Genomic DNA, 23103 nt, shown 5'->3' with positions numbered 1-23103 from the left:
TTTCCATCCATTCACTAACAAGAAGCGGAGGTCATTCGATGAATCAAAAGTGGAAAACAATCAGTATCTTGATCGCTATTACAGCCTTGCTGGCTTCATGCAGCGCAAAGCCTGCCGATAAAACAATGGGGCCAGCCAATCAAGAGACAATAAGCAGCTCAACTGCACAGTCAACTCCAGAACAGACGCCAAGTCCCCCTTCAGCTACACCAGCTCCAGAGGAAAATCTGGAGACAGCGAAACCGGAAGTTGCAGCGACTCCTCTGTATCGGATGAACGAGGTTTATCGTTTCGTACCCATTGAGGAAGGAACGCCTAAAAAAGTAGTTCTGCTTACCTTCGATGACGGGCCCAAAGATAAGACCGTCTTGACCAGTCTGCTCGATACGCTGGATAAGCATAAAGCAAAGGCAATATTTTTCGTTAATGGCTATCGAGTCAAGCAAAACCCGGACCTGCTAAAGCTAATTCATGACCGCGGTCAAATTATCGGCAATCATTCCTGGGATCATATTAACCTGAAGCAGGAGAAGGCAGAGGAAATCAAGCAGCAGGTTGGAAAGGTCCAGTCGGACGTTGCTGCTCTAATCGGCGAAGCTCCCAAATTTTTCAGGCCCCCTTATGGTTCAGGCAACGATAATGTGAAGGAAATCGTAAAAAACCACGGCATGCTGTACATGACGTGGTCGAATGGATCTCTGGATTGGGAGCAAAAGGCGCCCGGCAAGCCAGAAGAAGTGATACAGAATGTTATGGACCAACTCCATCCTGGAGCTAATATCCTTATGCATGAATTAAGCTGGACAGCTGATGCCTTGGATGGCATGTTGGAACAACTGGAAGCCAAGGGTTACGGCTTCATTGATCCCGCTACCATTAGCGGTAATCCGTAAACTTATTTCCATACCAGAACAGGCTCGCTACAAGGCAAACGAACAAAATAAATAATAAATTATAATACCACTTGGTAATCTTATGTGAACTGGACGGATATTTTTTTCTTCTTGGCGGCAGTTTCGCCTCTGCACTCTTGTCGGATGCGGTGTTGGACGGCTCTGCCGCCTTACGATGATGTTTATTGCTTCTGGAATCTCCGAATTTTTGTACCCTGCTCATGAATGCTCGACCTGCTCCCTCCTGAAACGGATTATTAGTCCCATTATCAGATCGACTGCAAAATGGGCGATAATAGGTGCCCATAATGTGCCGGTTTGGATATAAATCCAGCCTAAACCATAACTAATAGAAAACACAAGCCCTGTTGGTATCCAATGCCTTAAGTATCTTATGTGAATCACTGCAAAAATAATGCTTGTCCAATACGGGCCTATAGCATGCTGAATGGCGCCACGGAACAACAATTCCTCACAAACCGCTACTACGAATGAAATAACCGCGATATGCCAAATCGGTCGATGACGGAATATGCGATCATTGACGCCCCCATCATCAGCCACCTCGTCAGGCACCCACCGGGAAATAAGCAGATCCACAACGACCACCGCTGCTGCGAGCCCAAGCCCCCACCATATAAATGCCAGCTCCTTTGGAATCGATAACAATTTAATTGGATTTTGATGCTGAAATAATACCCATATCAAACCGATAATAAGAGTAAGTGCTTGTGTCATGTACAAATTGATTAGCAGCATGCGATCGTCTAGCTCGTTTACAGTCACTTTTCGCACACGTATATTTCGAATATCAAATTTTTTCATTGCTTCCCGCCTGTCTTGAAGGTTCATATTTCCTTTTTTAATCATTTCACCTATAATGATAGGGCACAAACGACAGCATACTATTACATAGAGGAGTTTTGTGATGGATAAACGTTTATCTCGTTCCGCGATGTTTTTCAGTTTAGGATTTGTATTCATGTTAGTGTGCGCAGTCGGCGCCTTCTTCTATGGGGTCAAGCTTGGCTCAGCACAAACCGAAACAAAATATGAAATGAAGCAATTAAAAGACAGTAAGGCATCTAATAGCCCTTCCTATCAACAGCAAGATCTCGTGTCCTTCTATCATACCGTATTTTTGCCTTACCGTGAATTTCAGGATGAGTGGACGAATTCGATGAACCGATTAGCCCAAGGTAAAACAAAAGAAACCTCTTCGATCTTCAAGGACTTGTCAGCACTGGCCCGTAAGAAGCATGATGAAGCTTCATCTGTTGATCTCTTGAAATCACCACTGCTCGGTGATAGTCAGGTTGGATATATTAAAAGTCTTGAGCTGTTCGAGAAAGCAGCCGACAAAGCCGCAGCAAGTGCCAAAACATTAGGGCCAGTTGAGCTTCAACAGACGATAATGAAAGAACAATCTTACCAACTAGCCGTGAAGCAGTCCCTTGGCGCACAGCAAGCCTATTACTACGCTATGTTAAAATGGGGCGCTACAATGAATCCGGATATTCCGAATGAATTCAAAGCCGGAAACATCTCCATAAATGATTGGAAGGGCCAGCCGCTTATCGTCAAAAACAAGCATATGGCTGATCATCTAACATCAAGCCAACAATTAACCAGCTACTTTCCGCAAGATTTGACTAGTCGGGTCGATGAATTTATATTCTCAGGCCAAGCTAGCAAAATGAAAATACGGACGGTGAATGCAGCCGTAGAATTGCTTATCAATACAGAAGCAGTAAGAAGCGGTGACTTCCTCAATAACAAATCCAAGCGTTACGAGAAAGAATTGCTTCCACTGCTCCCATTCTTTTAATCGTATTGGAAACCCTGCAACAAGGCTATAGCAGCCATTCCTCCAGTAACATTATAGAGGCTGCTGTAGCCTTGTTCTTGTAAATACCCGCAAACCGCGCTGCTCCGCACCCCATGTGCACATACGATATAAAGCGGCTTGTCATCATCTAGCTCCCCCAAACGATGGGGAATCGTATTCATCGGTATATGAATGGAGGATTCCATATGATAGTAGTCCCATTCCTGTAGTTCGCGCACATCAATTATTTGTGTAGGGTCCAGTTGACCTTCACCAACTAATTGCAGCAAGGTTTCTGCATTAATCTCCTGATAATTGCTCAATTTGCTCTCTCCCCTGCTAAGTTATTAACTCAATGGTTGAATCATAACGAAAATTTCACATTTGATCAAGTTTGAGCATTGCAATCCACCTCCATATTGCTATAAAATAGTAAAGGTTATCCTTATCAGCAGAAGATGACAATCTTCTAAGGATGAATTTCTCGTCCGGCTATTACACATTGTTGCCTAGGCGGGTTTTTTTGTATTGATATTCATTATATTTGTTACGTTAGCAACTGGATGCGAAGCTGCCCCTCGTCTCTTTGTGGACAAGACAGCTTCGCAATACCTTTAGCGAAAGCTTAAGCTATTATGACTTTACACAAACTTTAGGAGGCAAACTGCATATGTTTAAAGTGTTAGTATCCGATCCCATTAGCGATCTGGGCATTCAACAGCTTGTAGACGCGCAAGACGTAGCTGTCGACAAAAAACCTGGATTAAGTGAAGATGAATTAGTAGCCATTATTGGTGAGTACGATGCGCTGCTTGTACGCAGCCAGACTCGCGTTACTCCACGTATTATGGAAGCTGGCAAGCTGCTTAAAGTTGTTGGCCGCGCAGGCGTGGGCGTCGATAATATTGATCTTGAAGCGGCTACGCAACGAGGCATCATTGTTATCAATGCTCCTGATGGCAATACAATCACGACATGCGAGCATACTTTTGCGATGATGATGGCAGTAGCCCGCCATATTCCGCAAGCTTATATGAAAACTGTTAATGGCGTATGGGATCGCAAATCGTTCCTTGGCGTCGAGCTTCGCAACAAAACATTAGGTGTTCTCGGCATGGGCCGTATCGGCAGCGAGGTTGCTAAGCGTGCCAAAGCATTCGGCATGGAAATTATGGGTTACGACCCGTTCATGACAGAAGATCGTGCAGAGAAGCTTGGCATCAAGCTTGCTAGCGTGGATGAAATTGTCCGTAATGCTGACTTCATGACGGTACATACTCCACTCACTCCTGAAACTCGTCATATGATCGGCAAGAAGCAATTCGAAGTCATGAAGCCAGGCATGCGTATCGTTAACTGTGCACGCGGCGGCATTATTGATGAGATCGCACTTGTAGATGCAATTGATAATGGTGTTGTTGCAGGCGCGGCATTCGACGTATTCGAAGTTGAGCCTCCAGCGGATGATCATCCATTCCTGAAGCATCCGAAAATCATCGTAACTCCACATCTTGGTGCATCGACAATTGAAGCACAAGAAAATGTTGCAATCGACGTATCTGAGCAAGTGCTGCACATTCTACGCAGCGAGCCATTCAGCAATGCTGTAAACATGCCTCCAATCCCAGCAGCTCTACAAAGCAAGCTGCAGCCTTATTACACACTGGGAGAGAAACTTGGCAGCTTCGCAGCTCAAATGACTGAGGGCGCTGTACAAGAAATTATCGTAAGCTACTCAGGAGATCTTGCTGAGGTTGATACACAGCCGCTTACACGTTACATTGTGAAGGGTGTACTATCCCATCACCTTGGATCGGATCAAGTGAATGTCGTTAACTCGATGCATCTTGCGAAGGTTCGTGACGTTAACATCGTGGTGAACAAATCGCATACAGCGAAGGACTTCACCAACCTGCTTACTGTCTCCCTTCGTACGAAGATGGAAGAGCGCACAATCGCAGGTACTATGTTGACTGGCTATGGCGAGCGCGTAGTTAAAGTGGACAACTTCCCTGTCGATGTTACGCCAGAAGGCAACCTTATCCTTATCTCGCATAACGATAAGCCAGGTATTATCGGACGCGTAGGTACTTTGCTTGGCAATAATGATGTCAACATCGCTACAATGCAAGTAGGACGCCAGCTCGTTGGCGGGTCTGCAATCATGGTTCTGCGTGTTGATAAGAGCCCATCCAAGGAAATTCTTGAGCAGCTTACAAGCATGCCTGAGTTGAACACTGCCAAAGAAATTACTTTGTTCTAAATAAAGATGGAAAGGCCTTTATCCAGCGCTGGATAAAGGCCTTTTTCTAGTTATAGTTATAGTTAGTATCTTATAAGGTATCTCATGAATTCATACGATTGAATAATCCTGTAAAGCGAAATTGATCTTCTGTAATTTATCTAAGAAGGTGGAATATATATTATGAAAGTTTGGAGACTAATAACGAACGTAAATAGTATGAATCTTGATTTGGTAACAGATTATAGTATTAACTTCTTTACTGATTTTGTTGGAAAACCAGTAAAAATAGCTGAGCCCGTACAGCTTCAGGTTATAAAGAAAGGTAAATTTAAAGATTTCCCCCATTTTGGAGGAGGGTCTCTCGTTTTTAATAACAAGAGCTTAGAGGTAATAGGAGAATTATTAACGGAATCTGTTCAAATATTGAATGTAGAAGTAATTAATAATGACATCCAACTAAAACTAGTGAATGTAATAAATGTGGTTGATGGAGTAAATTATAAACGTTCCATTCCAGAAAGAACCTTATCGGGATTAGTGTATGCATTTAAAAAGCTGAATTTTATTTCAGAAGCAGTAGCCTCGCAGACCATTTTTAAAGTTCCAGAGCTACCTTTTAGAGTTTTTGTTTCCGATCATTTCCGGGATGTGGTTCTAGCTTCTAAGCTCAAAGGCTTTGAATTTATCGAGGCCTGGGATTCTGAACGAACAGATAACGTAGAACAAGAAGAGCAAATCCGATACGAGCAGTTCTTATTAGAGATGGATCATAACAAAGGCATTGAATTTAATTGGTCTGAAGCGGTGGGTAAGGTTGAACAAGGACAAGCCGTTGCTAGTGGGCATTGGAAGATGCAGTGTGATGAAAACGGTATTTTACAAGTGGCACGACTTAGCTTGGATTGCAAGTATAGCTGGTCCCATTCCGATATTGTGCCGCCAATCCTCCTTGGGCTGAAGTGGCATGAAGTGGAAAAGTCGGATAGATAGCTTACCTTCAACAAAGATTAGAACGAACCTACTATCGGCTTGCTTCTAGCCATTGCTCAAACTTACTTTTCTGCTTCTTATTTTTAGTGTATTTCGCATTGTTTTTATAGTAACGATCCATCTCTAGCTGCATAATCTCCGATTGGGCTGTTTGCGCGGTGAAGACGCCTTTTTCTATCGTGAACAGCCCTTGACCTCCCCCGAGAATAGAGAATATATTTTCTATTCCATCCTCCTGCTCCTCCATAAATAATAAATAGGATTGTTCAGGCTCCATCACTGTTTCTTCGTCTATTTGACCTAGTTGATAAACAACGATCTTCTCCAAATCTTTACCTTTATACAGTGTCTTCACTTCAAGTGTTGACGCGACTGTAAATTTGGAATGGTTGGTCTGGGCCAGCACCTTCCCCACAGCAATCATCGCCGCTTGTTCTTTCATCTCATCAAGGCTGCCTACATAATCCACAAAATCAACCTGAACGGATAATGGTTTTTTCGGAGGAACTTTGTTTGATTCGATTGTACTCATTACGAAGATGATTGTAATCACACCACCAATAACAATTGCTGCCCCTGCAATAGCCGCTCCTATTTTTTTATCCACGATTATTATACCTCCCTATCCATTAAATCGACCTAACTTAAGAGCTATTAATTCCCGTTTTGAATAGATACATTTACTAAATATTAACATATTTATACAGAATGAACAGCCTTATGTTTCACGAGCAACAAGATTTAATCCGAGCATTCAACAAAAAAACGCCCCCTAAGGAGGCGTTCCGGACAACTATTGATTATTTTCGACAGGCAGCAACAACGTGAAGGTTGTTCCTTTCCCTACGATACTATCGACTTCGATTCGACCGTTATGCTGCGTAATGAGATTCTTGACGATAGCAAGACCGAGTCCCGTGCCGCTGGAAGAGCCCCTCTTACGAGCCTTATCGGCTTTGTAGAACCGCTCGAAGATATATGGCACATCCTCGCTTGGAATACCTATGCCTTCGTCGATTACTTTTAGAAGCACGTACCCTTTTGTATGAATGACAGCCAGCTCTCCAGAAATCAGAATCGACTTGCCGGATGGCGTATGCCTTAGCGCATTATCCAAAAGATTCGTCAGGACTTGCTCAATGCGATCCTCGTCAGCCTCACTTACAAGCAGGGAGCTGTCAGATAGCTCGACATTCAGCTTTACTTCCCGTTCCTTGGCATACACTTGGAACTTGCGATGCACTCTGATTACAACCTGACGAAGGTCGACCTCTTGCAGATTAAGCTCAACATGGCCGGCTTCCATCCGAGCCATATCAAGAAAATCATTAACCAGTCTTCCCATTCGCAGAGATTCATCGTAGATGACCTGAACCAGCTCTTTGCGCTCTTCCGGTGAAGCCACGATATCATCCAGCAACGCTTCGCTATAACCCTGCAGCATGGATAGTGGGGTCCTTACCTCATGGGAGACGTTAGCGACAAAATCACGACGGAGCTTCTCCAGCTTATGCTCCTCCGTCACGTTACGAATAACGGCTACTGCTCCGCGTATGACTCCATCTGTCTGCAGCGGTGCCATGACAACGGACCATACTCCGTTTTGAACCTGTACTTTGTCCGTACTGTCACGACCTTCGAGCATAACCGTCTCGAAGGTATTTCTTAGCGGTCCAGGAACACCATTATACAGACTGGATTCGTCTCCATCTTCAATTCCCTTTTGCCATTCCTTATCAATTCCCGCCCATCGGCTGATCAGCATATGGCCCGGCGGATTGGTTAGAATAACTTCTCCATCCGCATCGAACGTAATAACCGCATCCCCCATGCTTCGCAGAATACTGGATAAATGCTCCTTCTCATGATTCAAGTCATGAATAAGTGTATCGAGCTGCTCCGTCATCCGATTGAACGTATTGGCAAGCTCGCCAATCTCATCCGTAGAACTAATGGTTACTCTAGTCCCGTAATTTCCTTCTGAGATCGAATCGGCTGCTTTTTTCAACTGAAGCAGCGGCTGTTGAATTTTGGAGGACAAGAAAAAGGCAAAGAACGTCGACAGCAAGAAGCCGATAATAGCGACGACGATAAAGACGCCTTTAATCTTATGCTGCTCATTCTCAAAAGCGACATCAATATATTCGAGCAGGAACACGCCTAGAATCAAAAGGACAAGTGCCACCAGCAATATAATGGTTATCCATAGCTTGCCGACGACACTATGCAATAGATTGTTGAACCATCTTTGCCCCAACTTCATTATTTCGGAATTTCGAGCTTGTACCCGACACCCCATACCGTAGTAATCATCGAAGCAGCATCTGGAGACACTTTATTCAGCTTCTCACGCAGTCGTTTCACATGAGTATCGACAGTCCGAAGATCACCGAAAAACTCATAATTCCATACGTCCTTCAAAAGCTCCTCCCGTGAGAACACTTTATCCGGCGATACAGCCAAGTAGTGAAGAAGCTCATATTCCTTCGGTGTCAGGCTAACCTCTTGTCCGCCTGCTGATACCCGATGGGCATCATGCTCAATAACCAGATGCGGGAATACGATATTATTGCTGGAATTGACTTCCTTCGTGAGAAAAGCAGTAGCCGAGGAGCGTCTCAGAATCGCCTTCACTCTATAAATAACTTCACGAGGGCTGAACGGCTTCACGACATAATCGTCAGCACCAACTTCAAACCCTTGTACACGATTCATTTCCTCGCCCTTTGCTGTAAGCATAATAACCGGCGTTGCTTTCACTTGTCTCAGGCGGGAGCAGACCTCCACGCCGTCTATACCAGGCAGCATCACGTCTAGCAGGATAAGCGCATAATCGGTATCCGTAGCCAAACGAAGGGCGCTTTCGCCATCCTCTGCTTCATCAATCGTATAGCCTTCCTTCTCCAAGTACATTTTGAGCAAACGACGAATACGTTCTTCATCATCAACAACCAGAATACGGTTACCATAGTCGGACATGAGGTATTGCTCCTTTCAAGCGATTGTTGTATTGGATTAAACTCCTGCGTACGAATGCAAACCGGCAATAACCAAGTTAACACCAACGAGCGTAAATAAAATAACGACAAAGCCAATAACAGCGAGCCATGAAGAACGCGTTCCCTGCCATCCGCGAGACAACCGGAAATGCAAGTAAGCACTGTAGTATAACCATGAAATAAGCGCCCATACTTCCTTAGGATCCCAGCCCCAGAACCTGCCCCAGGCAATCTCTGCCCATATCATGGCAAAGATGAGCGCCCCAAGCGTAAAGATCGGGAATCCGATGGCAATCGCGCGATAGCTGATTTCATCCAGATCCTCTGGATCAACCCCATCCATCAACGGATGAATAACGGCTCCCAGCGGCTTACGGAATACCAAGCGAAGCAAACCATAAATCAGGGAACCCGTAATGATCGACCAGACAACCGTATTGAGCTTACGGCCGGCATTGGCACCGTTCATCCAATAAGGAGCTTCCATCACAGATTCTTTCATTCCAAGGAACGTGTCCGCATGAACAGCCTGACTATTATAAGGTTTCACAATAGGCGGCAATGTATAATCCACCGTCTCCTGCGTCGTTTGGACTGTCCCGGCTTTATCAACTACGGCCTTCTCCTGTATGAATTGAGCCTCGTAGCCCATCCCCCTGAAAGCGAATACAGCTACGATGAAACCAACAATAATAAGAATCGTATATAAGGAAAACTCAACCCAGAATTGTGCTTTTTTAGCTTCTTTAGTCTTCTGTTTAAAATCTATCGTGCGAAGCAAGTACATAAGTCCAGCTGCAAAGCCGACTGCGAAGAAAGCTTCACCGAGTGCAGCAGTTGTTACATGGACCTTCAGCCAGATCGAGTCCAGTGCCGGAATCAATGGCTGCACCTCTTGCGGGAATACAGCCGCATAGGCGATAATTAGCACCGTCAGCGGCAAAGAGAACATCCCGAGCAATGGCTTGCGATAGATCGCGTATATGACCGTAAAGGCAATCATAATCGCCATTCCCAGGAATGTCATGAACTCGTACATGTTGCTCGTTGGAATTTGTCCACTTCCGTACCATCTCGTAAAGAAGAAGGTCAGGTGCGCAGCAAGACCAAGCGAAGAGGTAATAAAAGCAATACGGCTCCATTTGGCTTCATGCTTCTTGGGGTCACGGCCTTTCCATTTCTTCCCCACCATAGCGATTACATAAAAAAGGAATGCAAAGCAGTATAGAAAAAAAGCCACTAGAAACGCATCACTGCTTAGATCAATATAACTCACGCATTATTCCCTCCGTTATCAAGCGACTTTGGATCTACTTCTATTCCAATCTTCTTCAAGGCTTGGGCAATATCCGCTCGCATGCCATACCAGTTCTTGTTCGTATGTGCGCCAAGCGTCAGCTGCTTGCCATCAATACGCAGCCATATCCGGCGATGCTGCCAATAAGAGCCCATGAGCAAGCCAATCATCGAGATCGCCGCTCCATACCAGACGTAAGACAATGCCTTGTCCATACGTACGTTCAAGAACGTAGATGCTTCGATAAGCTCCACATTCTCCATTCCTTGCACCTTGATCTCCAGCTTGTCCGCGATTGCCGCATTAATCTGGTCTTGACCGAATTTCTCCTTGTCCTTCTGCATAGGGAAGTACATATAAGGCTGTCCGCTTTTAGCTAGCCCAGGGCCCGTTATGACAAATACGAAAGCTGGAGCATTCGGATCACGGCCTAATGTCGTTGGCTCACCGTTGCTGTCAAGAGCAAAGTCCATGTAGTTAGCCCTTAGCTTCAGATGATACGGACCGACATCATACTCAAGCGGAGCGTTCATAATCGGCATGTAGAAGGGACCAAAGGTTTCACCTGTCTCCTTATTCACTATGACAGGATTGACCCCCTTGAGCTTCGGAGTAAGGTCATAGTCGAACTGGTACAGCTTCAGCCCGTTATACTTGAGAGGACTGTTAACCGTGATATCATGCCTCATGACCTCTTCCAGTACTGGCGTTTGATTCACATCACCGCATTGGCTTGTACAAGTATAGAGAACCGCTTTCGTCTCATAGAGCTTCGCACGGAACTTGCCCTGCAGCTCCTCAGGCAGCTCCTCATCCTTGTAATACTCGACAGTGAATTTCTCATTCTTGATGTAATAATTCGTATCTTCAATATGAACCGTTTCACCATCCGGCACTGTTACGTAACTGTCCATTTGCCAGCCTGGTATGCTTCTGGCCAGAATCGCCAGCAGAAATAATATGAGCCCGATGTGATTAATATAGGGGCCCCATCGGCTGAACCGATTCTTCTCAGCGAGCATCGCTGTTCCATCTGTATGTACGCGATAATTCTTTTTCTTAAGCTGCGCAGCAAACTGCTCTACCCATTGCTCAGGCGAGCCTTCAATCTCTGCGTTATACACAGCCTTTTGCCTATTAATGAATCGCAGATGCTTCCGTATCTGCTGTTTGCTCAGCGCCTTATAGAGAGGCAATACACGATCGAGGCTGCATATAACGAGCGAAGTCCCAATCATGACGAGCAATGTAACAAACCACCAGGAGCCGTATGTATCAGACAGCCCGAGAAGGTAATAGATTTTGCCTGGAAGCCCATAGTTCTCCTCGTAATAAACGGAAGGATCAATACTGCTTAAGAACGTTCCTTCTTGCGGATAGATCGTTCCTAGAATTGCAGACAAGAAGGTAAGCACAATTAAGTAGATCGCAATTTTGACGGATGAGAAAAAATTCCAAACCCGGTCTATCGGGTTTGGATTACTTTTCTGCGATCGACGCGCGGCTCCATCGTAACGCATCTCTAACGGCTCGTTAGATTCCGCGTCCTCTAAGATAGGCTTGCCGCAGCTCTCGCATAGCACCGTTCCAACCGGGTTCTGATGTCCGCACTCGCATTTCGTATTATGTACCGGCAACACAGAGAATCCTCCTAATACTTAAGCAACTGGTTGACCCGTTCATCAATGTCCGCTTCTGTCATTCCGCCTACTTTTATTTCCATGATTGTGCCATCCGGCTTCACGAAAAAAGTAGTTGGATATGACTTCAGTCCGTACTTACGCTCCGTCTTCCGGCTAACATCCCGCAGAATAGGATAAGTAAGGTCGAATTGTCGGACGAAGTTGTTCACAGTCAACGTATCCTCACTTAAATTAATAGCCAATATTTCAAGTCCCTGGTCTTTCCATTTCTCATATTGACGCTCGAATTCAGGCATTTCTTTTACACAGGGTGGACAAAATGTACCCCAGAAATTAATCACTACTGCTTTTCCTTTGTAATCAGCCAACTTATGCGTATTGCCGCTCAGATCGAGCAGCTCGAAGTCTGGGGGCAAGCCTCCTACCTTAGGAGGAAGGTTGTCCGAAGCAGACAAAGAAGTACTGATGGCATAACCGCCAATTATTAAAACGACCAGCAAAATAACAATTTGCACCGGCTTGCGGTATTTGCCCATTCGTTAGTTCACCTGCATTTCTTGCTTTATTAAAATCATACTCTATTTACCATTATAACGAAAATCGGGCGGCAATAGCCGCTGCCGCCGTTTACTTTTTATGAACTTTATGTGTCTTGCGCGCAGATTCACGCAGCTCTTTGACCTCTACCGGTGTAAGATGGCGGAATTGGCCTCTTGCAAGCTGCATCAAGCCAAGCTCGCCGAATTTCACCCGTTTGAGTCGAATAACCGTATGGCCGATTGCCTCGAACATCCGGCGCACCTGACGATTTCGTCCTTCATAAATGGTAATTCGAATCGTAGCGACTTTGTTCTCGGTATCCACATCCTGGTATTCCACATCTGCAGGAGCGGTCATGCCATCCTCAAGCTGGATACCCCTTTGCAGCTTCTCCAACAAAGAGCCATGCGGCACGCCCTTGACTGTAGCATAATAGGTTTTCGGTACATGATGGCTTGGATGCGTCAGCAGATTGGCAAACTCACCGTCATTCGTAAGCAGAAGAAGACCTTCTGTATCATAATCAAGTCTTCCAACCGGATAGACTCGTTCTTTAATGCCTGGCAAAAAATCAGCCACCACTTTGCGCCCTTGTGGATCCTTCGCGCTTGTGATGACACCTTTTGGTTTGTGTAGCATTAAATAGAGCTTTTTCTCACTGCGGATCGGTCTTCCATTCACGGTAATGACATCCGCTTCCGGGTCAGCCTTTACTCCAAGTGTCGTTACTTTCTCGCCATTGACCTCAACTTGTCCAGCAAGAATCATTTCTTCGCATTTGCGACGGGATGCAATACCCGCTTGCGCTAATATTTTCTGTAATCGTTCCAATGCTTTCACCTCAAACTCCATCATAACGATATGGAAGGCAAAGCACAAGCGCTCGTTATCCAAATATGTACAAGCAGACGAAAATCGCAGCTAAAAAACCGACTAAATCCGAAAATAATCCCACTTTTAATGCATAACGGGTGCGGCGAATGCCAATTGCTCCAAAATAAACGGTGATCACATAAAAGGTGGTATCAGTGCTGCCCTGAATTGTTGAAGCCATTCGCCCGATCATCGAATCAGGACCAAAGGTTTGGATTAAGTCAGCGGTAAAAGCAAGCGAGCCTGCCCCTGTCAGCGGACGTAAAATACCGAGGGGCAGCACCTCACTTGGAATATTCAGCATATCAAATAAAGGCCGTACTGCATTCAGCATCAAATCCATCGCACCAGAGGCTCGGAACATACTGATTGCGACCATCATTCCTACAAGCGGCGGAATAATGTTGATGGCTGTGCCAAAGCCATCCTTTGCCCCTTCGACGAAGGTTTCGTAGACAGGAACTTTACGAAATGCAGCATATAGCGGAATAAACACAATGATAGCTGGAATTAACCAAGCAGACATTCGAGTGAAGGCATCAAGCATGGAACTCGCCCCCTCCACTTTTTGCAATCGCTAGCGGCTTAGGCTTCGAGCCAGAATCAATGGGCTGAACAGGCGGTGGAAGTCTCCTTCTGTACCATCGGTCCGCAGCGATTGCAGCAGCTGTCGCTACAAACGTTGCAATCAAGGTCGTACCAACGATTTCAGTTGGATTCGCAGAGCCATAATTCATCCGTATTGCAATCAGTGTAGTTGGGATTAGTGTAATGCTAGAGGTGTTTAAGGCAAGTAGAGTACACATGGCTGGTGTAGCTGTTACCGGATCAGGATTGAGCTTCTGAAGCTCCTGCATCGCCTTAATTCCCATTGGAGTTGCTGCATTGCCCAGACCAAATAAATTCGCACTCAAATTACTCATTATGTAACCAAGAGCGGGATGATTCTTCGGTACATCCGGGAATAACAGTCTAACGATTGGACCGAGCAAACGAGCGAGCTTTTTCAATAACCCCGCATCATCGGCAATTCGCATAATGCCAAGCCAGAATACCATTATGCTAATCAAGCCGAAGCTAATGGTTACTCCTGACTTGGCGCCCTCGAATGCGGCTTGCGTGACGGCGTCTATCCTTCCGTTCGCGGCCGCAACAATAACACTTACGACAATAAAAAACAACCATATCCAGTTCACCATAAGTCGGCATCCTCCCCCGATTAGCCAAATAATGCATTGATGACTGATACAAATGAAAGTAACAGTGAGCGATCTCCCTGTTGTGCCCGTTTATAATCTGCAAGCGCAGCCCGCGACATCGGCTTATGCTCTGGCAATTCTATTCGGCTGCTCCCCGCTTCGTATACGGGAATCGAACCGATTTTGTTGCCATTTAGATACCACTCCAGACTCCCCCGCTCGCCTAATGCGAATCTTGTTGATACAGGATTCTCGACAACCAGCTTAGATTGAAGGGCATCTTTCTCGTCTTGGGCAAGCGGATACTTAAAGGTCTGTCCTATAGCATACGGATAACCTGCAAGCTCTTGTCCCTTGCTCGCAATCTCGAATAGCGGATAGTGGGTGAAGCCCCAGTCCAGCATGGCACGATGATCAGCCCAATCATCTCCATCATTCAAAGTAACTGCCGCAAGCTGCTGGCCTTCTCTTGTAGCCGAGCTTACTAGACAACGGAAGGATTGCTTCGTGTAGCCCGTCTTAACGCCATCTGCTCCCTCGTACATGGCCAGCATTTTATTTTTATTAATCCACTTATACTGCCACTGCTCGTGAGGATTCGGCACTTGCTTCATCTTGGTGCCTACAATCTCAGCAAAAACAGGATTGCGCAGCGCATAGGCGGTTAGCATAGCCAGATCATTTGCTGAAGAATAGTGGCCTTCCTCATCAAGTCCATGCGGGTTTTTGAATTGGCTATGGCGAAGGCCGATCATTGCCGCCTTCTCATTCATTAATAAGACAAAGCCTTCCTCCGAGCCTCCAACATGCTCAGCGATCGCTGTAGCTGCGTCATTGCCGGAGCGAAGCATCAGCCCATACAGCATATTCAGAAGAGACATCTCTTCCCCAAGCTGCAAATATATAGACGAGCCCTCCTTGCCTACTGCTCTCTTGCTTGTCTTAACGGTCTCAGACAGCTTGCCATGCTCAATAGCCACAATCGCTGTCATTATTTTGGTAAGGCTTGCTATTTTCATCGATTTATCGCCATTATCGCTATAGATCAGCCTTCCAGATTTCACATCAATCAAGGCGGAGGCTTTGGCATTCGTATGCAGCGCTGCTGGTGGTGCAGCCATTGCCAGCATGGGCAGGCTTGTCCATAGCAGAAGACTGCACACTATCAAGTTAATCAGCTTTCGACCATTCATCGTTTGAGCCTGACTCTCCTTTCATAAAAAGCACATATGATACGTTAGTACATCCTATGCTCACTTTCAGAAGTTAAGAAGCTTTTCCCTTCATTTAGAAATGAAAAACTGCCCTTGCGGGCAGTTCCCTCATTAAATGAGCGTATTTCCATCCGATATATAATCGTTGGTGCTTCCGGAGGATTTGATCATCGATTGCACTTTGTCGAATACCTGAGGTGCAGAATCAATAATTCGCTCAAGCAGATGAGTCTGGTTATCAAGCGGAACGATCTTCACTCCTTGCGTTCCAACAACGAGAAAGGCGATTGGCGTAATCGAGACACCGCCGCCACTGCCGCCGCCGAATGGCGAGGAGATGGACGCATTATGATGGCTGCCATCCGATGAAGAGGATGAGCCTGTTGAACCATCAAACCGAATATCACTGCCCCCGGCAACAAAGCCAAAGCCTACCTTGGAGATTGGCATAATAATACTGCCGTCAGGGGTCTGAACAGGATCACCGACGATTGTATTAACATCGACCATTTCCTTGATGTTTTCCATTGCCGTCTGCATAAGACCTTGAATTGGATGATCAGCCATTTGTATTCCTCCCGTAAAGTTTAGTAAATGCCTCGTCCGCTGTCTTAACCCAACCGCTTACGAAGCATATGCGCTCAGTGGAATGAGATAAGGACTTACCTACGCTTTCTGTATTGTGCGCACCTTGGGTCCATCGTATGTAACCGAGCCTCCAACTTCTTTCTTCAAGCCTTGGACAGCATAGATCGCCATGCCTGGATATCCTTCTTGCTTTTTTTCATGCGTGCCAAAAAATGAATGCCAGCAAGAATAGCATGCCCCATACGAATCTGTGCGACACAGGACCATTCTGTCTGAAAGGATGTCTTCTCATAGATGGGTATTACGTTTATTTGCGGCTCCGCCTTGAGCTTCATCAATTGGGATAATACACCCAATATCGTCGCCTTAGTCGACCATAAGAAGCCTGTTGTCATAGCAGTCCACATCGCATCGCCCGTTCCAATAGATGTCACCCAGCGCCATTCCAGCAGCTTTACGCGAGTCAACGTTTGCTTAACCCAGCCCGCCATATTTTTCGTAAGCTCCAAAGCGAGCTTGAACTTATCCACGGCCTTCTTCACTCTGTCCGAATCAATCTCATCTTCCTTGTCGCTCGCACTCTTCATGACAGGATTGGACCCGGTCAAATGCTCCTGCAGCTTAATGACATGCCCGCTGAAATGGATCGACGGAATGCACAGCTGATATCGGAATAAACCAAATACCGCTTTAACCGTCACTTCAATTTCATCATCCTCGCCGACACGCTTCGTATGACTGGTAATCGTTACCGGAGATACGAGTATCAAGACAAAAATGCACAAAAAAAAGAGACTGGCAGCCGTAATCCAACCGTAAGGGTAACTGAGCATAAATGCTTCCTCCGTTTCCCTGATATGGGTTGAATATAGTATGACCCGGCGGCCAAATCTCATTCAAAATAATGCCATATAAAACTATACTTATTCGCTCTCCTAAGGAAGCTCATCAATTGTAATCTGACGTTCACCTAGACGTTCGAAGAGAAGCTGAGTCTGTTCCTCAAGCGCATCGTCCATATCGACCTGACCTGGCTCCGGCAGCGCTTTGATACTGGATAAGCCGAAATAATCAAGAAATAATTTCGTTGTGCCATATAGAATCGGTCGGCCAATCGCTTCCGCACGGCCTACCTCCTCGATCAAGTCTTTGGCTACGAGCGACTGAATCGCTCGATCGCTCTTGACGCCGCGAATCTCCTCAATATCAATCCGCGTAATCGGCTGCCGATAGGCAACGATAGACAACGTTTCTAGAGCAGCTTGGGAAAGCTGGGCACGAGTAGGCGTGTAAGCCATCCGTTCAAAATAAGCAGCGTGCTCTTGATGCGTTGTCAAACGATAGGCACCTGCAACCTCAGCCACTTGAACGCCCCGGCCCTCTCGAGCAAGATCACGATGGAGCTCATAGACCAAGTCTGCAGCAAGGTCTTGATCCAGCTCCATAATATCGGCAATTTGCCGCTTATTCAATCCTTCGTCTCCCGCCATGAATAGCAGGCCTTCAATAATCGATTTCAATCTCTGATAATCCATCGTCTACCGTTTCCCCTCTCCAATGAATAACGATGTCTTCGAACAGCTCATGCTGATAGCACCTAATATGCTTCATCTTCATCAGCTCAAGAATCGCCAGAAAGGTAACGACAATTTCATGCTTGTCCATATTCTGTCTAATCAGCTTAGAGAAACGCACGGTCTCGAACTGCTTCAATACGTCAACAATATCTCTGATTCGATCCTTGACGGATATTTCGTCCCGTTGAACCGTCGCGATCATATTCCTGCGAGAGGCTTTGCGCATCGCTTTCTGGAATGCCGCAACCAGATCGGACAAATGAAGACCCTTCAGCGGATTGACGATCTCCGCCTTCATGAAAGGCGTCATATCATCCGGCTCGCGAGAATAGACAAGGCTTCGTTCATGCTCCTTCTCTCTAAGCTGCTCAGCTATTTGTTTGAATTTGCGATATTCAATCAGCCTTTGTATGAGCTCATCCCTTGGGTCAAACTCATCATCCTGCCAATCCTCATATTCTTCTTCAAAAACGGGAGGCTTAGGAAGCAGCTGCTTGCTCTTGATCGATAATAAAGTAGCAGCCATCACGAGAAACTCACTCGTCAGCTCAAGCTCCATCTCTTTCATCGCATGCAAGTATTCCATGTACTGATCGGTAATCTCGCTGATGGATACCTCATGGATGTCGATTTCGGCTTTATCAATAAGATGCAGCAGTAAATCGAGCGGCCCTTCAAAAGATTCCAGCTTGTAAAGCACCGTCACTTCTCATTTCACCCCGCCTGTAAAACATATAGCTTAATTATGCAGTAATTTCGACAAATTTGCCATCTCTATTGCAGAAGTTGCTGCTTCATAGCCTTTATTTCCAGCTTTTGTTCCTGCACGCTCAATTGCTTGCTCAATAGAATCAACCGTCAATACGCCGAATATCGTCGGAATGCCCGTCTTAAGGTTAATGGCTGCTACGCCCTTTGCCGCTTCATTACAGACAAAATCAAAGTGAGGAGTTGAACCTCTGATCACTGCACCCAGTGTGATAACGGCATCGTACTTACCGCTTTCCGCCATTTTTTGGGCAATAAGAGGGATTTCGAATGCTCCTGGCACCCATGCTACTGACACGTCATCATCCTCTGCTCCGTGGCGCTTGAATGCATCTAGTGCTCCACCTAAGAGCTTGCTGGAAATAAATTCATTAAACCTACCTACGACAATTCCATATTTCAAACCTTTCGATACTAAATGACCTTCGTATACATGTGGCATATTATAGCCCTCCTCTAAGTTTTGGAAATTAATTTAGCACATTTTTAGAATAAAGTTTTCCTTAAACACATGTCTTCCGACTAATGCCTATTCCTTCTCAGAATCGTCAAACCGCAGCAGATGTCCCAGCTTCGATTGCTTCGTACGCAGGTAACGCGCATTGTCCTTTTTCTCTTTCATCTGGATCGGCACACGTTCTACAACCTCAATGCCATAACCCTCCAGCCCTTTAATCTTCCTAGGGTTATTCGTCATCAAACGAAGCTTGCGAACGCCTAGATCCTTCAAGATCTGCGCTCCAATTCCGTAATCTCGAAGGTCTGCTGCGAAGCCGAGCTTCAGGTTCGCATCGACAGTATCCAGCCCTTGCTCTTGCAGCTCGTAGGCCTTCAATTTATTAATGAGGCCGATTCCCCGCCCTTCTTGACGCATATAGAGCAGGATGCCTGTTCCTTCCTCATCAATTTGTTTCAGTGCAGCTTCGAGCTGCGGCCCGCAATCGCAGCGATGCGAATGGAATACATCGCCTGTCAAGCATTCGGAGTGAACCCGCACGAGTACAGGAAGCTCGGAGTTGATCTGTCCCTTAACAAAAGCAACATGCTCCTTGCCGTCGATCTCGTTTGTAAAGGCGACAGCCCGGAATACGCCAAAGTCTGTTGGCATATTGACTTCGGCTACCCGCTCAACCAGCTTTTCCTTCCCATTGCGATACTCGATCATTCCTTGAATCGTAATCAGCTTCAGATCATGCTTCTGCTTGAAGACCAGAAGGTCTGGCAATCTGGCCATTGTCCCGTCTTCTTTAATGATCTCGCAGATAACGCCAGCAGGTTCTTCACCGCACAAATGGGCTAGATCAATAGCTGCTTCCGTATGCCCAGCTCTTCTCAGAACTCCGCCATCCTTGGCAATTAACGGAAAAATATGCCCTGGCTTGCGGAAATCCGATGCTTTTGTATCCTTGGCAATTAAGGCTTGAACAGTCTGTGAACGTTCATGTGCAGAAATGCCAGTAGTTGTAGATACATGGTCTACAGATACCGTAAAGGCTGTACCATGAAAGTCCGTATTATGGGCTACCATTGGCTTCAATTCCAACTGCTCGGCTCTCTCAGCCGTAATTGGAACGCATACCAAACCTCTTGCTTCGGATATCATGAAGTTGATAACCTCTGGTGTTGCCTTAGTCGCTAATGCGATCAGGTCCCCTTCATTTTCTCTATCCTCGTCATCGACCACGATAACCGGTTTACCCAGCATCAGATCCTTAATCGCTTCCTCAATGGAATCGAATGGACTGTTTGTCTCAAGCTGATCTTTTTGCAGCATGCTATTCCCTCCCCCACTCAAATTTCTTCTTTAATTGTCTGCATGTTATAAAAAGCCGTTCTCGCTTAGAAAAGCGACAGAAAGCTTCTTGCCACTTGATGACGACGAGAGAGAGGCTGATTCAGCCGGCTGCCTATAGTGAAGCAGGTGATCCACATATTTGCCGATAATATCACATTCGATATTAACCGAATCGCCTGCTTTCTTCTTGAGAAGAGCTGTCTCTCCGAGTGTATGTGGGATGACTGATACCGAGAAGCCTCCTGCCTGTGTATCCACGACTGTAAGGCTAATGCCATCTATCGTAATAGAGCCTTTTGGAATCACATAGCGCAATAGGTCTCCCTCGGTAATTCGAACAGTGAACACTACGGCATTTGCTTCCGACTCTCGCCCAGTAATTACGCCCGTGCCATCTACATGGCCTTGCACGATATGCCCACCGAAGCGTCCTCCTGCCAGCATAGCCCGCTCCAGATTGACTGGCTGACCGAGTCGAATATCCTGAAGATTGGATCGTCGGCAAGTTTCGGGCATCACATCTGCGGAGAAAGAATGGTTATTAAACGCAACGACAGTCAAGCATACGCCATTCACCGCGATACTGTCCCCTAGTGCAACCCCTTCAGTAACCTTGCTTGCTTCCACTGTAAGAACGAGTGCCTCTCCCTGCTTAACTACACGCTTCAGTACGCCTACTTCTTCTATAAGGCCGGTAAACACAGCATCCCTCCTTCCTATTCATTCCTTGAGCCAAGATACCCGGATATACAAATATCTTCTCCAACCATCTCAATCTCAACCTGCTCCAATTGGATTGCCTGCGACATTTTCTCATAGCCTTGGAAGGTGAAAGTACCGGGAGCGTTCAGCCCGCCAATAATTTTGGGAGCCATATAGATCATAATCTTGTCAATCAGCCCTGCTGTAAGCATCGCGCCGTTCAACTGCCCTCCGCCTTCCAGCAATATCGAGCCGATTTCCAGCTCACCGAGCTTACGCATCGCTTGAGGCAGGTCCACCTGCGCCTCGCTTCCGCATCTTATTACTTCTACGCCAGCAGCAAGCAGTTGCTCCGCTTTCCCTTGATCAGCTAGCTCTGTCGTCAGCACAATCGTTCTAGCCATCCCATCCGTAACGACCCTTGCGGTCAAAGGAAGCTTCAGCGTACTATCAACAACGATACGAACAGGGTGAATCGCTGGCACGGCTGCCCTTGTCGTTAGCTGTGGATCATCTGCAAGCAGTGTCCCGATTCCGACCATAATCGCCTCATGCTGATGACGAAGCGTATGGACTTGATCCCTTGCAGCAGCTCCTGTTACCCAGCGGCTGTCTCCGGTACGGGAGGCAATCTTGCCATCCAGTGTGCTGGCTGTCTTGAGGGTAACGAACGGTAAGCGCGTCGTAATATACTTGTTGAACTTCTCGTTCATTCGGCGAGACTGCTCTTCAAGCACGCCAACCTCCACCTCAATCCCGCTTTCTTGCAATCTGGCAATTCCTCTTCCCGACACTTGTGGATTCGGATCTGTCGCAGCCACGACAACGCGTGCCGCCTTAGCTTCAATAATTCGTTCACAGCAAGGAGGCGTTTTTCCATAATGGCTGCAAGGCTCCAGTGTAACGTACACTGTCGCGCCCTCTGCTTCTTCCCCTGCCATTTGCAGCGCATGCACCTCTGCATGGCCCGTGCCGCGCTTAAGATGCGTACCGACCCCAATAATACGCCCGTCTTTCACTACAACGCATCCTACTACCGGATTAATGCCCGTCTGACCGGCAGCCTTCGCCGCCAGCGTAAGGGCAAGATTCATATAATAAGTATCATTTAACAATTCCATTGACGCAAAAACACCCCCATCGGCAGACTAGCCAACGGGGGTGGATGTGAGTTGAGACTAATTCGAAGCATGAAAAAATAATCCAAACATACCTAAATTGACTTGTGAAAAAGAACACAAGTAAATAAGCATGAATGAGCAGATGCTCCAAATGTGTCTCCTTCTCCCATCCAGACTATACTGTCGGTCCCGGAATTGCACCAGGTCCACCGCTTCGTTACACATCTGTGCTTGAGCACTCATGCATGGAACGTTACGGGTCACGGACTAACGAACAAATGCTGCTTCGAGGTTATCCTCATCTGCTTGCGCTTGCTCGATCACCGCCGGTTGGGAATTTCACCCGACCCCGAAGGAAAGCCACAAATTTATTTGATTTTCTTAAGTTAAACTCAATCATTACTTTATTAAAGTTAGCATTGAAGAAATACTACCACCGTAAAAATAAAAAAGCAAGGAATTTCAGCTTATCGATATTTGCATGAAGTGAATGGTGCCAATGACAAACACCCAATCATTAACCTAACTTGCCGCATAAATTACAAAGTAGTCAGAAAGCAAGGAGGTGCGTTTATCATATGTCAGGTTATGTAGGTGGAGTAGGCGGAGGCTTTAATAACATTGGTGCTATTCTGGTACTATTCATTTTGTTGGTCATCATCGCTTGCAGCTGCGGTATCTTCGGAGGCGGCTATGGAAAGGGCTACTAATTAAATTGCCTGCAGCTTGGTTACCATTCCCGGCTGCCAATCTTATAGATATCCACCAGAGAGGCTCCTACTAAACGGGGTCTTTCTGGTCGTGTATAAGCACATATCGATCCAAACGAAC

26 protein-coding genes and 1 riboswitch are annotated in these 23103 nt (G+C 46.2%); of the genes, 5 read left to right on the top strand and 21 right to left on the bottom strand.

Translation table 11 applies throughout. The features are described from left to right. Positions 1–38: 38 nt before the first annotated feature. A complete protein-coding gene (locus AC50YO_RS10555; RefSeq protein WP_494846787.1) occupies positions 39–893 on the top strand; it encodes a polysaccharide deacetylase family protein in 855 nt (284 codons plus the stop codon). On the opposite strand, the gene AC50YO_RS10550 is transcribed toward AC50YO_RS10555, so the two are convergent. After that, entirely contained in the window at positions 877–1116 is a 240-nt protein-coding gene (locus AC50YO_RS10550; protein ID WP_494846786.1) for a hypothetical protein, read from the bottom strand. The two genes, AC50YO_RS10555 and AC50YO_RS10550, sit on opposite strands and share 17 nt — an antisense overlap. Next, on the bottom strand, positions 1113–1718 hold the full coding sequence (locus AC50YO_RS10545) for a CPBP family intramembrane glutamic endopeptidase (protein ID WP_494846785.1): 606 nt from the start codon (positions 1716–1718) through the stop codon (positions 1113–1115). Before AC50YO_RS10545 ends, AC50YO_RS10550 begins: the two co-directional genes overlap by 4 nt. 103 nt (positions 1719–1821) lie before the next feature. Here AC50YO_RS10545 and AC50YO_RS10540 point away from each other — a divergent pair, with 103 nt between their 5' ends. Continuing rightward, on the top strand, positions 1822–2721 hold the full coding sequence (locus AC50YO_RS10540; protein WP_494846784.1) for a hypothetical protein: 900 nt from the start codon (positions 1822–1824) through the stop codon (positions 2719–2721). Here AC50YO_RS10540 and AC50YO_RS10535 read toward each other — a convergent pair. Further along, positions 2718–3044, bottom strand: a complete 327-nt coding sequence (locus tag AC50YO_RS10535; RefSeq protein ID WP_494846783.1) for a rhodanese-like domain-containing protein — start codon at positions 3042–3044, stop codon at positions 2718–2720. The two genes, AC50YO_RS10540 and AC50YO_RS10535, sit on opposite strands and share 4 nt — an antisense overlap. A gap of 347 nt (positions 3045–3391) precedes the next feature. On the opposite strand from AC50YO_RS10535, the gene serA reads away from it, so the two are divergent. Both serA and AC50YO_RS10525 read left to right on the top strand, forming a co-directional pair. Further along, a complete protein-coding gene (gene serA, locus AC50YO_RS10530) occupies positions 3392–4984 on the top strand; it encodes a phosphoglycerate dehydrogenase (RefSeq protein WP_494846782.1) in 1593 nt (530 codons plus the stop codon). Positions 4985–5146: 162 nt separating this feature from the next. Then, positions 5147–5956, top strand: coding sequence for an imm11 family protein (locus tag AC50YO_RS10525; RefSeq protein WP_494846781.1), 810 nt, complete (start codon positions 5147–5149; stop codon positions 5954–5956). A gap of 31 nt (positions 5957–5987) precedes the next feature. Here AC50YO_RS10525 and AC50YO_RS10520 read toward each other — a convergent pair whose 3' ends face one another. The 18 genes from AC50YO_RS10520 to ribD form a co-directional block, all read right to left on the bottom strand. Further along, entirely contained in the window at positions 5988–6563 is a 576-nt protein-coding gene (locus tag AC50YO_RS10520; RefSeq protein ID WP_494846780.1) for a hypothetical protein, read from the bottom strand. A gap of 186 nt (positions 6564–6749) precedes the next feature. Continuing rightward, positions 6750–8219 (bottom strand): HAMP domain-containing sensor histidine kinase, encoded by a 1470-nt coding sequence (locus tag AC50YO_RS10515; RefSeq protein WP_494846779.1) that lies wholly within the window; start codon positions 8217–8219, stop codon positions 6750–6752. Further along, positions 8219–8935 carry a response regulator transcription factor gene (locus AC50YO_RS10510; protein ID WP_494846778.1) on the bottom strand — a complete coding sequence of 239 codons (717 nt, stop codon included), beginning with the start codon at positions 8933–8935 and terminating at the stop codon, positions 8219–8221. The genes AC50YO_RS10515 and AC50YO_RS10510 overlap by 1 nt, the downstream gene beginning before the upstream one ends. A 36-nt stretch (positions 8936–8971) precedes the next feature. Further along, on the bottom strand, positions 8972–10231 hold the full coding sequence (gene ccsA / locus AC50YO_RS10505) for a cytochrome c biogenesis protein CcsA (RefSeq protein WP_494846777.1): 1260 nt from the start codon (positions 10229–10231) through the stop codon (positions 8972–8974). Continuing rightward, the gene (gene resB, locus AC50YO_RS10500) at positions 10228–11892 is read right to left on the bottom strand and encodes a cytochrome c biogenesis protein ResB (RefSeq protein ID WP_494846776.1); all 1665 of its coding nucleotides are present in this window, start codon (positions 11890–11892) and stop codon (positions 10228–10230) included. The genes ccsA and resB overlap by 4 nt, the downstream gene beginning before the upstream one ends. 11 nt (positions 11893–11903) lie before the next feature. Beyond that, positions 11904–12431, bottom strand: a complete 528-nt coding sequence (locus tag AC50YO_RS10495; protein ID WP_494846775.1) for a redoxin domain-containing protein — start codon at positions 12429–12431, stop codon at positions 11904–11906. Positions 12432–12522: 91 nt separating this feature from the next. Beyond that, positions 12523–13266 carry a pseudouridine synthase gene (locus AC50YO_RS10490; protein ID WP_494846975.1) on the bottom strand — a complete coding sequence of 248 codons (744 nt, stop codon included), beginning with the start codon at positions 13264–13266 and terminating at the stop codon, positions 12523–12525. 55 nt (positions 13267–13321) lie between these two features. Then, positions 13322–13855: a spore maturation protein gene (locus AC50YO_RS10485; RefSeq protein ID WP_494846774.1), complete on the bottom strand. Its 534-nt coding sequence runs from the start codon at positions 13853–13855 to the stop codon at positions 13322–13324. Beyond that, a complete protein-coding gene (locus AC50YO_RS10480; protein ID WP_494846773.1) occupies positions 13848–14507 on the bottom strand; it encodes a nucleoside recognition domain-containing protein in 660 nt (219 codons plus the stop codon). The genes AC50YO_RS10485 and AC50YO_RS10480 overlap by 8 nt, the downstream gene beginning before the upstream one ends. 20 nt (positions 14508–14527) lie before the next feature. Further along, positions 14528–15700, bottom strand: a complete 1173-nt coding sequence (locus AC50YO_RS10475) for a D-alanyl-D-alanine carboxypeptidase family protein (protein ID WP_494846772.1) — start codon at positions 15698–15700, stop codon at positions 14528–14530. A gap of 132 nt (positions 15701–15832) precedes the next feature. Beyond that, the gene (gene ytfJ / locus AC50YO_RS10470) at positions 15833–16288 is read right to left on the bottom strand and encodes a GerW family sporulation protein (protein ID WP_494846771.1); all 456 of its coding nucleotides are present in this window, start codon (positions 16286–16288) and stop codon (positions 15833–15835) included. A 164-nt stretch (positions 16289–16452) separates the two neighbouring features. Next, positions 16453–17205, bottom strand: a complete 753-nt coding sequence (locus AC50YO_RS10465) for a DUF2953 domain-containing protein (RefSeq protein WP_494846770.1) — start codon at positions 17203–17205, stop codon at positions 16453–16455. A 39-nt stretch (positions 17206–17244) separates the two neighbouring features. Continuing rightward, positions 17245–17844: an SMC-Scp complex subunit ScpB gene (scpB, locus tag AC50YO_RS10460; protein WP_494846769.1), complete on the bottom strand. Its 600-nt coding sequence runs from the start codon at positions 17842–17844 to the stop codon at positions 17245–17247. Next, the gene (locus AC50YO_RS10455; RefSeq protein ID WP_494846768.1) at positions 17813–18592 is read right to left on the bottom strand and encodes a segregation and condensation protein A; all 780 of its coding nucleotides are present in this window, start codon (positions 18590–18592) and stop codon (positions 17813–17815) included. Before AC50YO_RS10455 ends, scpB begins: the two co-directional genes overlap by 32 nt. 33 nt (positions 18593–18625) lie before the next feature. Further along, positions 18626–19096, bottom strand: a complete 471-nt coding sequence (gene ribH / locus AC50YO_RS10450; RefSeq protein WP_494846767.1) for a 6,7-dimethyl-8-ribityllumazine synthase — start codon at positions 19094–19096, stop codon at positions 18626–18628. Between the two features lie 87 nt (positions 19097–19183). After that, a complete protein-coding gene (locus AC50YO_RS10445) occupies positions 19184–20428 on the bottom strand; it encodes a bifunctional 3,4-dihydroxy-2-butanone-4-phosphate synthase/GTP cyclohydrolase II (RefSeq protein ID WP_494846766.1) in 1245 nt (414 codons plus the stop codon). Positions 20429–20473: 45 nt separating this feature from the next. Next, on the bottom strand, positions 20474–21151 hold the full coding sequence (ribE, locus tag AC50YO_RS10440) for a riboflavin synthase (protein WP_494846765.1): 678 nt from the start codon (positions 21149–21151) through the stop codon (positions 20474–20476). Between the two features lie 14 nt (positions 21152–21165). After that, positions 21166–22272, bottom strand: coding sequence for a bifunctional diaminohydroxyphosphoribosylaminopyrimidine deaminase/5-amino-6-(5-phosphoribosylamino)uracil reductase RibD (gene ribD, locus AC50YO_RS10435; RefSeq protein ID WP_494846764.1), 1107 nt, complete (start codon positions 22270–22272; stop codon positions 21166–21168). Between the two features lie 154 nt (positions 22273–22426). Beyond that, a riboswitch (FMN riboswitch) is annotated at positions 22427–22633 on the bottom strand. Between the two features lie 217 nt (positions 22634–22850). On the opposite strand from ribD, the gene AC50YO_RS10430 reads away from it, so the two are divergent. Continuing rightward, positions 22851–22982, top strand: coding sequence for a hypothetical protein (locus AC50YO_RS10430; RefSeq protein ID WP_494846763.1), 132 nt, complete (start codon positions 22851–22853; stop codon positions 22980–22982). Positions 22983–23103: the final 121 nt, after the last annotated feature.

The sequence above is a fragment of the Paenibacillus sp. J22P59 genome (genome assembly GCF_059383895.1).
The sequence above is the reverse complement of the archived record's forward strand: the minus strand, read 5'-3'. Positions and strand labels throughout refer to the sequence as shown.

Bases quoted from the DNA above. Each gene is read 5' to 3' on its own strand.
- scpB (WP_494846769.1), bottom strand. From the start codon at position 17,844: ATGGATTATCAGAGATTGAAATCGATTATTGAAGGCCTGCTATTCATG.
- AC50YO_RS10515 (WP_494846779.1), bottom strand. From the start codon at position 8,219: ATGAAGTTGGGGCAAAGATGGTTCAACAATCTATTGCATAGTGTCGTC.
- AC50YO_RS10480 (WP_494846773.1), bottom strand. From the start codon at position 14,507: ATGGTGAACTGGATATGGTTGTTTTTTATTGTCGTAAGTGTTATTGTT.
- AC50YO_RS10445 (WP_494846766.1), bottom strand. From the start codon at position 20,428: ATGCTGCAAAAAGATCAGCTTGAGACAAACAGTCCATTCGATTCCATT.
- AC50YO_RS10485 (WP_494846774.1), bottom strand. From the start codon at position 13,855: ATGCTTGATGCCTTCACTCGAATGTCTGCTTGGTTAATTCCAGCTATC.
- ribH (WP_494846767.1), bottom strand. From the start codon at position 19,096: ATGCCACATGTATACGAAGGTCATTTAGTATCGAAAGGTTTGAAATAT.
- AC50YO_RS10525 (WP_494846781.1), top strand. From the start codon at position 5,147: ATGAAAGTTTGGAGACTAATAACGAACGTAAATAGTATGAATCTTGAT.
- ribD (WP_494846764.1), bottom strand. From the start codon at position 22,272: ATGGAATTGTTAAATGATACTTATTATATGAATCTTGCCCTTACGCTG.
- AC50YO_RS10510 (WP_494846778.1), bottom strand. From the start codon at position 8,935: ATGTCCGACTATGGTAACCGTATTCTGGTTGTTGATGATGAAGAACGT.
- AC50YO_RS10495 (WP_494846775.1), bottom strand. From the start codon at position 12,431: ATGGGCAAATACCGCAAGCCGGTGCAAATTGTTATTTTGCTGGTCGTT.
- serA (WP_494846782.1), top strand. From the start codon at position 3,392: ATGTTTAAAGTGTTAGTATCCGATCCCATTAGCGATCTGGGCATTCAA.
- AC50YO_RS10465 (WP_494846770.1), bottom strand. From the start codon at position 17,205: ATGAGATTTGGCCGCCGGGTCATACTATATTCAACCCATATCAGGGAA.
- AC50YO_RS10550 (WP_494846786.1), bottom strand. From the start codon at position 1,116: ATGAGCAGGGTACAAAAATTCGGAGATTCCAGAAGCAATAAACATCAT.
- AC50YO_RS10555 (WP_494846787.1), top strand. From the start codon at position 39: ATGAATCAAAAGTGGAAAACAATCAGTATCTTGATCGCTATTACAGCC.
- AC50YO_RS10430 (WP_494846763.1), top strand. From the start codon at position 22,851: ATGTCAGGTTATGTAGGTGGAGTAGGCGGAGGCTTTAATAACATTGGT.
- AC50YO_RS10540 (WP_494846784.1), top strand. From the start codon at position 1,822: ATGGATAAACGTTTATCTCGTTCCGCGATGTTTTTCAGTTTAGGATTT.
- AC50YO_RS10475 (WP_494846772.1), bottom strand. From the start codon at position 15,700: ATGAATGGTCGAAAGCTGATTAACTTGATAGTGTGCAGTCTTCTGCTA.
- AC50YO_RS10545 (WP_494846785.1), bottom strand. From the start codon at position 1,718: ATGAAAAAATTTGATATTCGAAATATACGTGTGCGAAAAGTGACTGTA.
- ytfJ (WP_494846771.1), bottom strand. From the start codon at position 16,288: ATGGCTGATCATCCAATTCAAGGTCTTATGCAGACGGCAATGGAAAAC.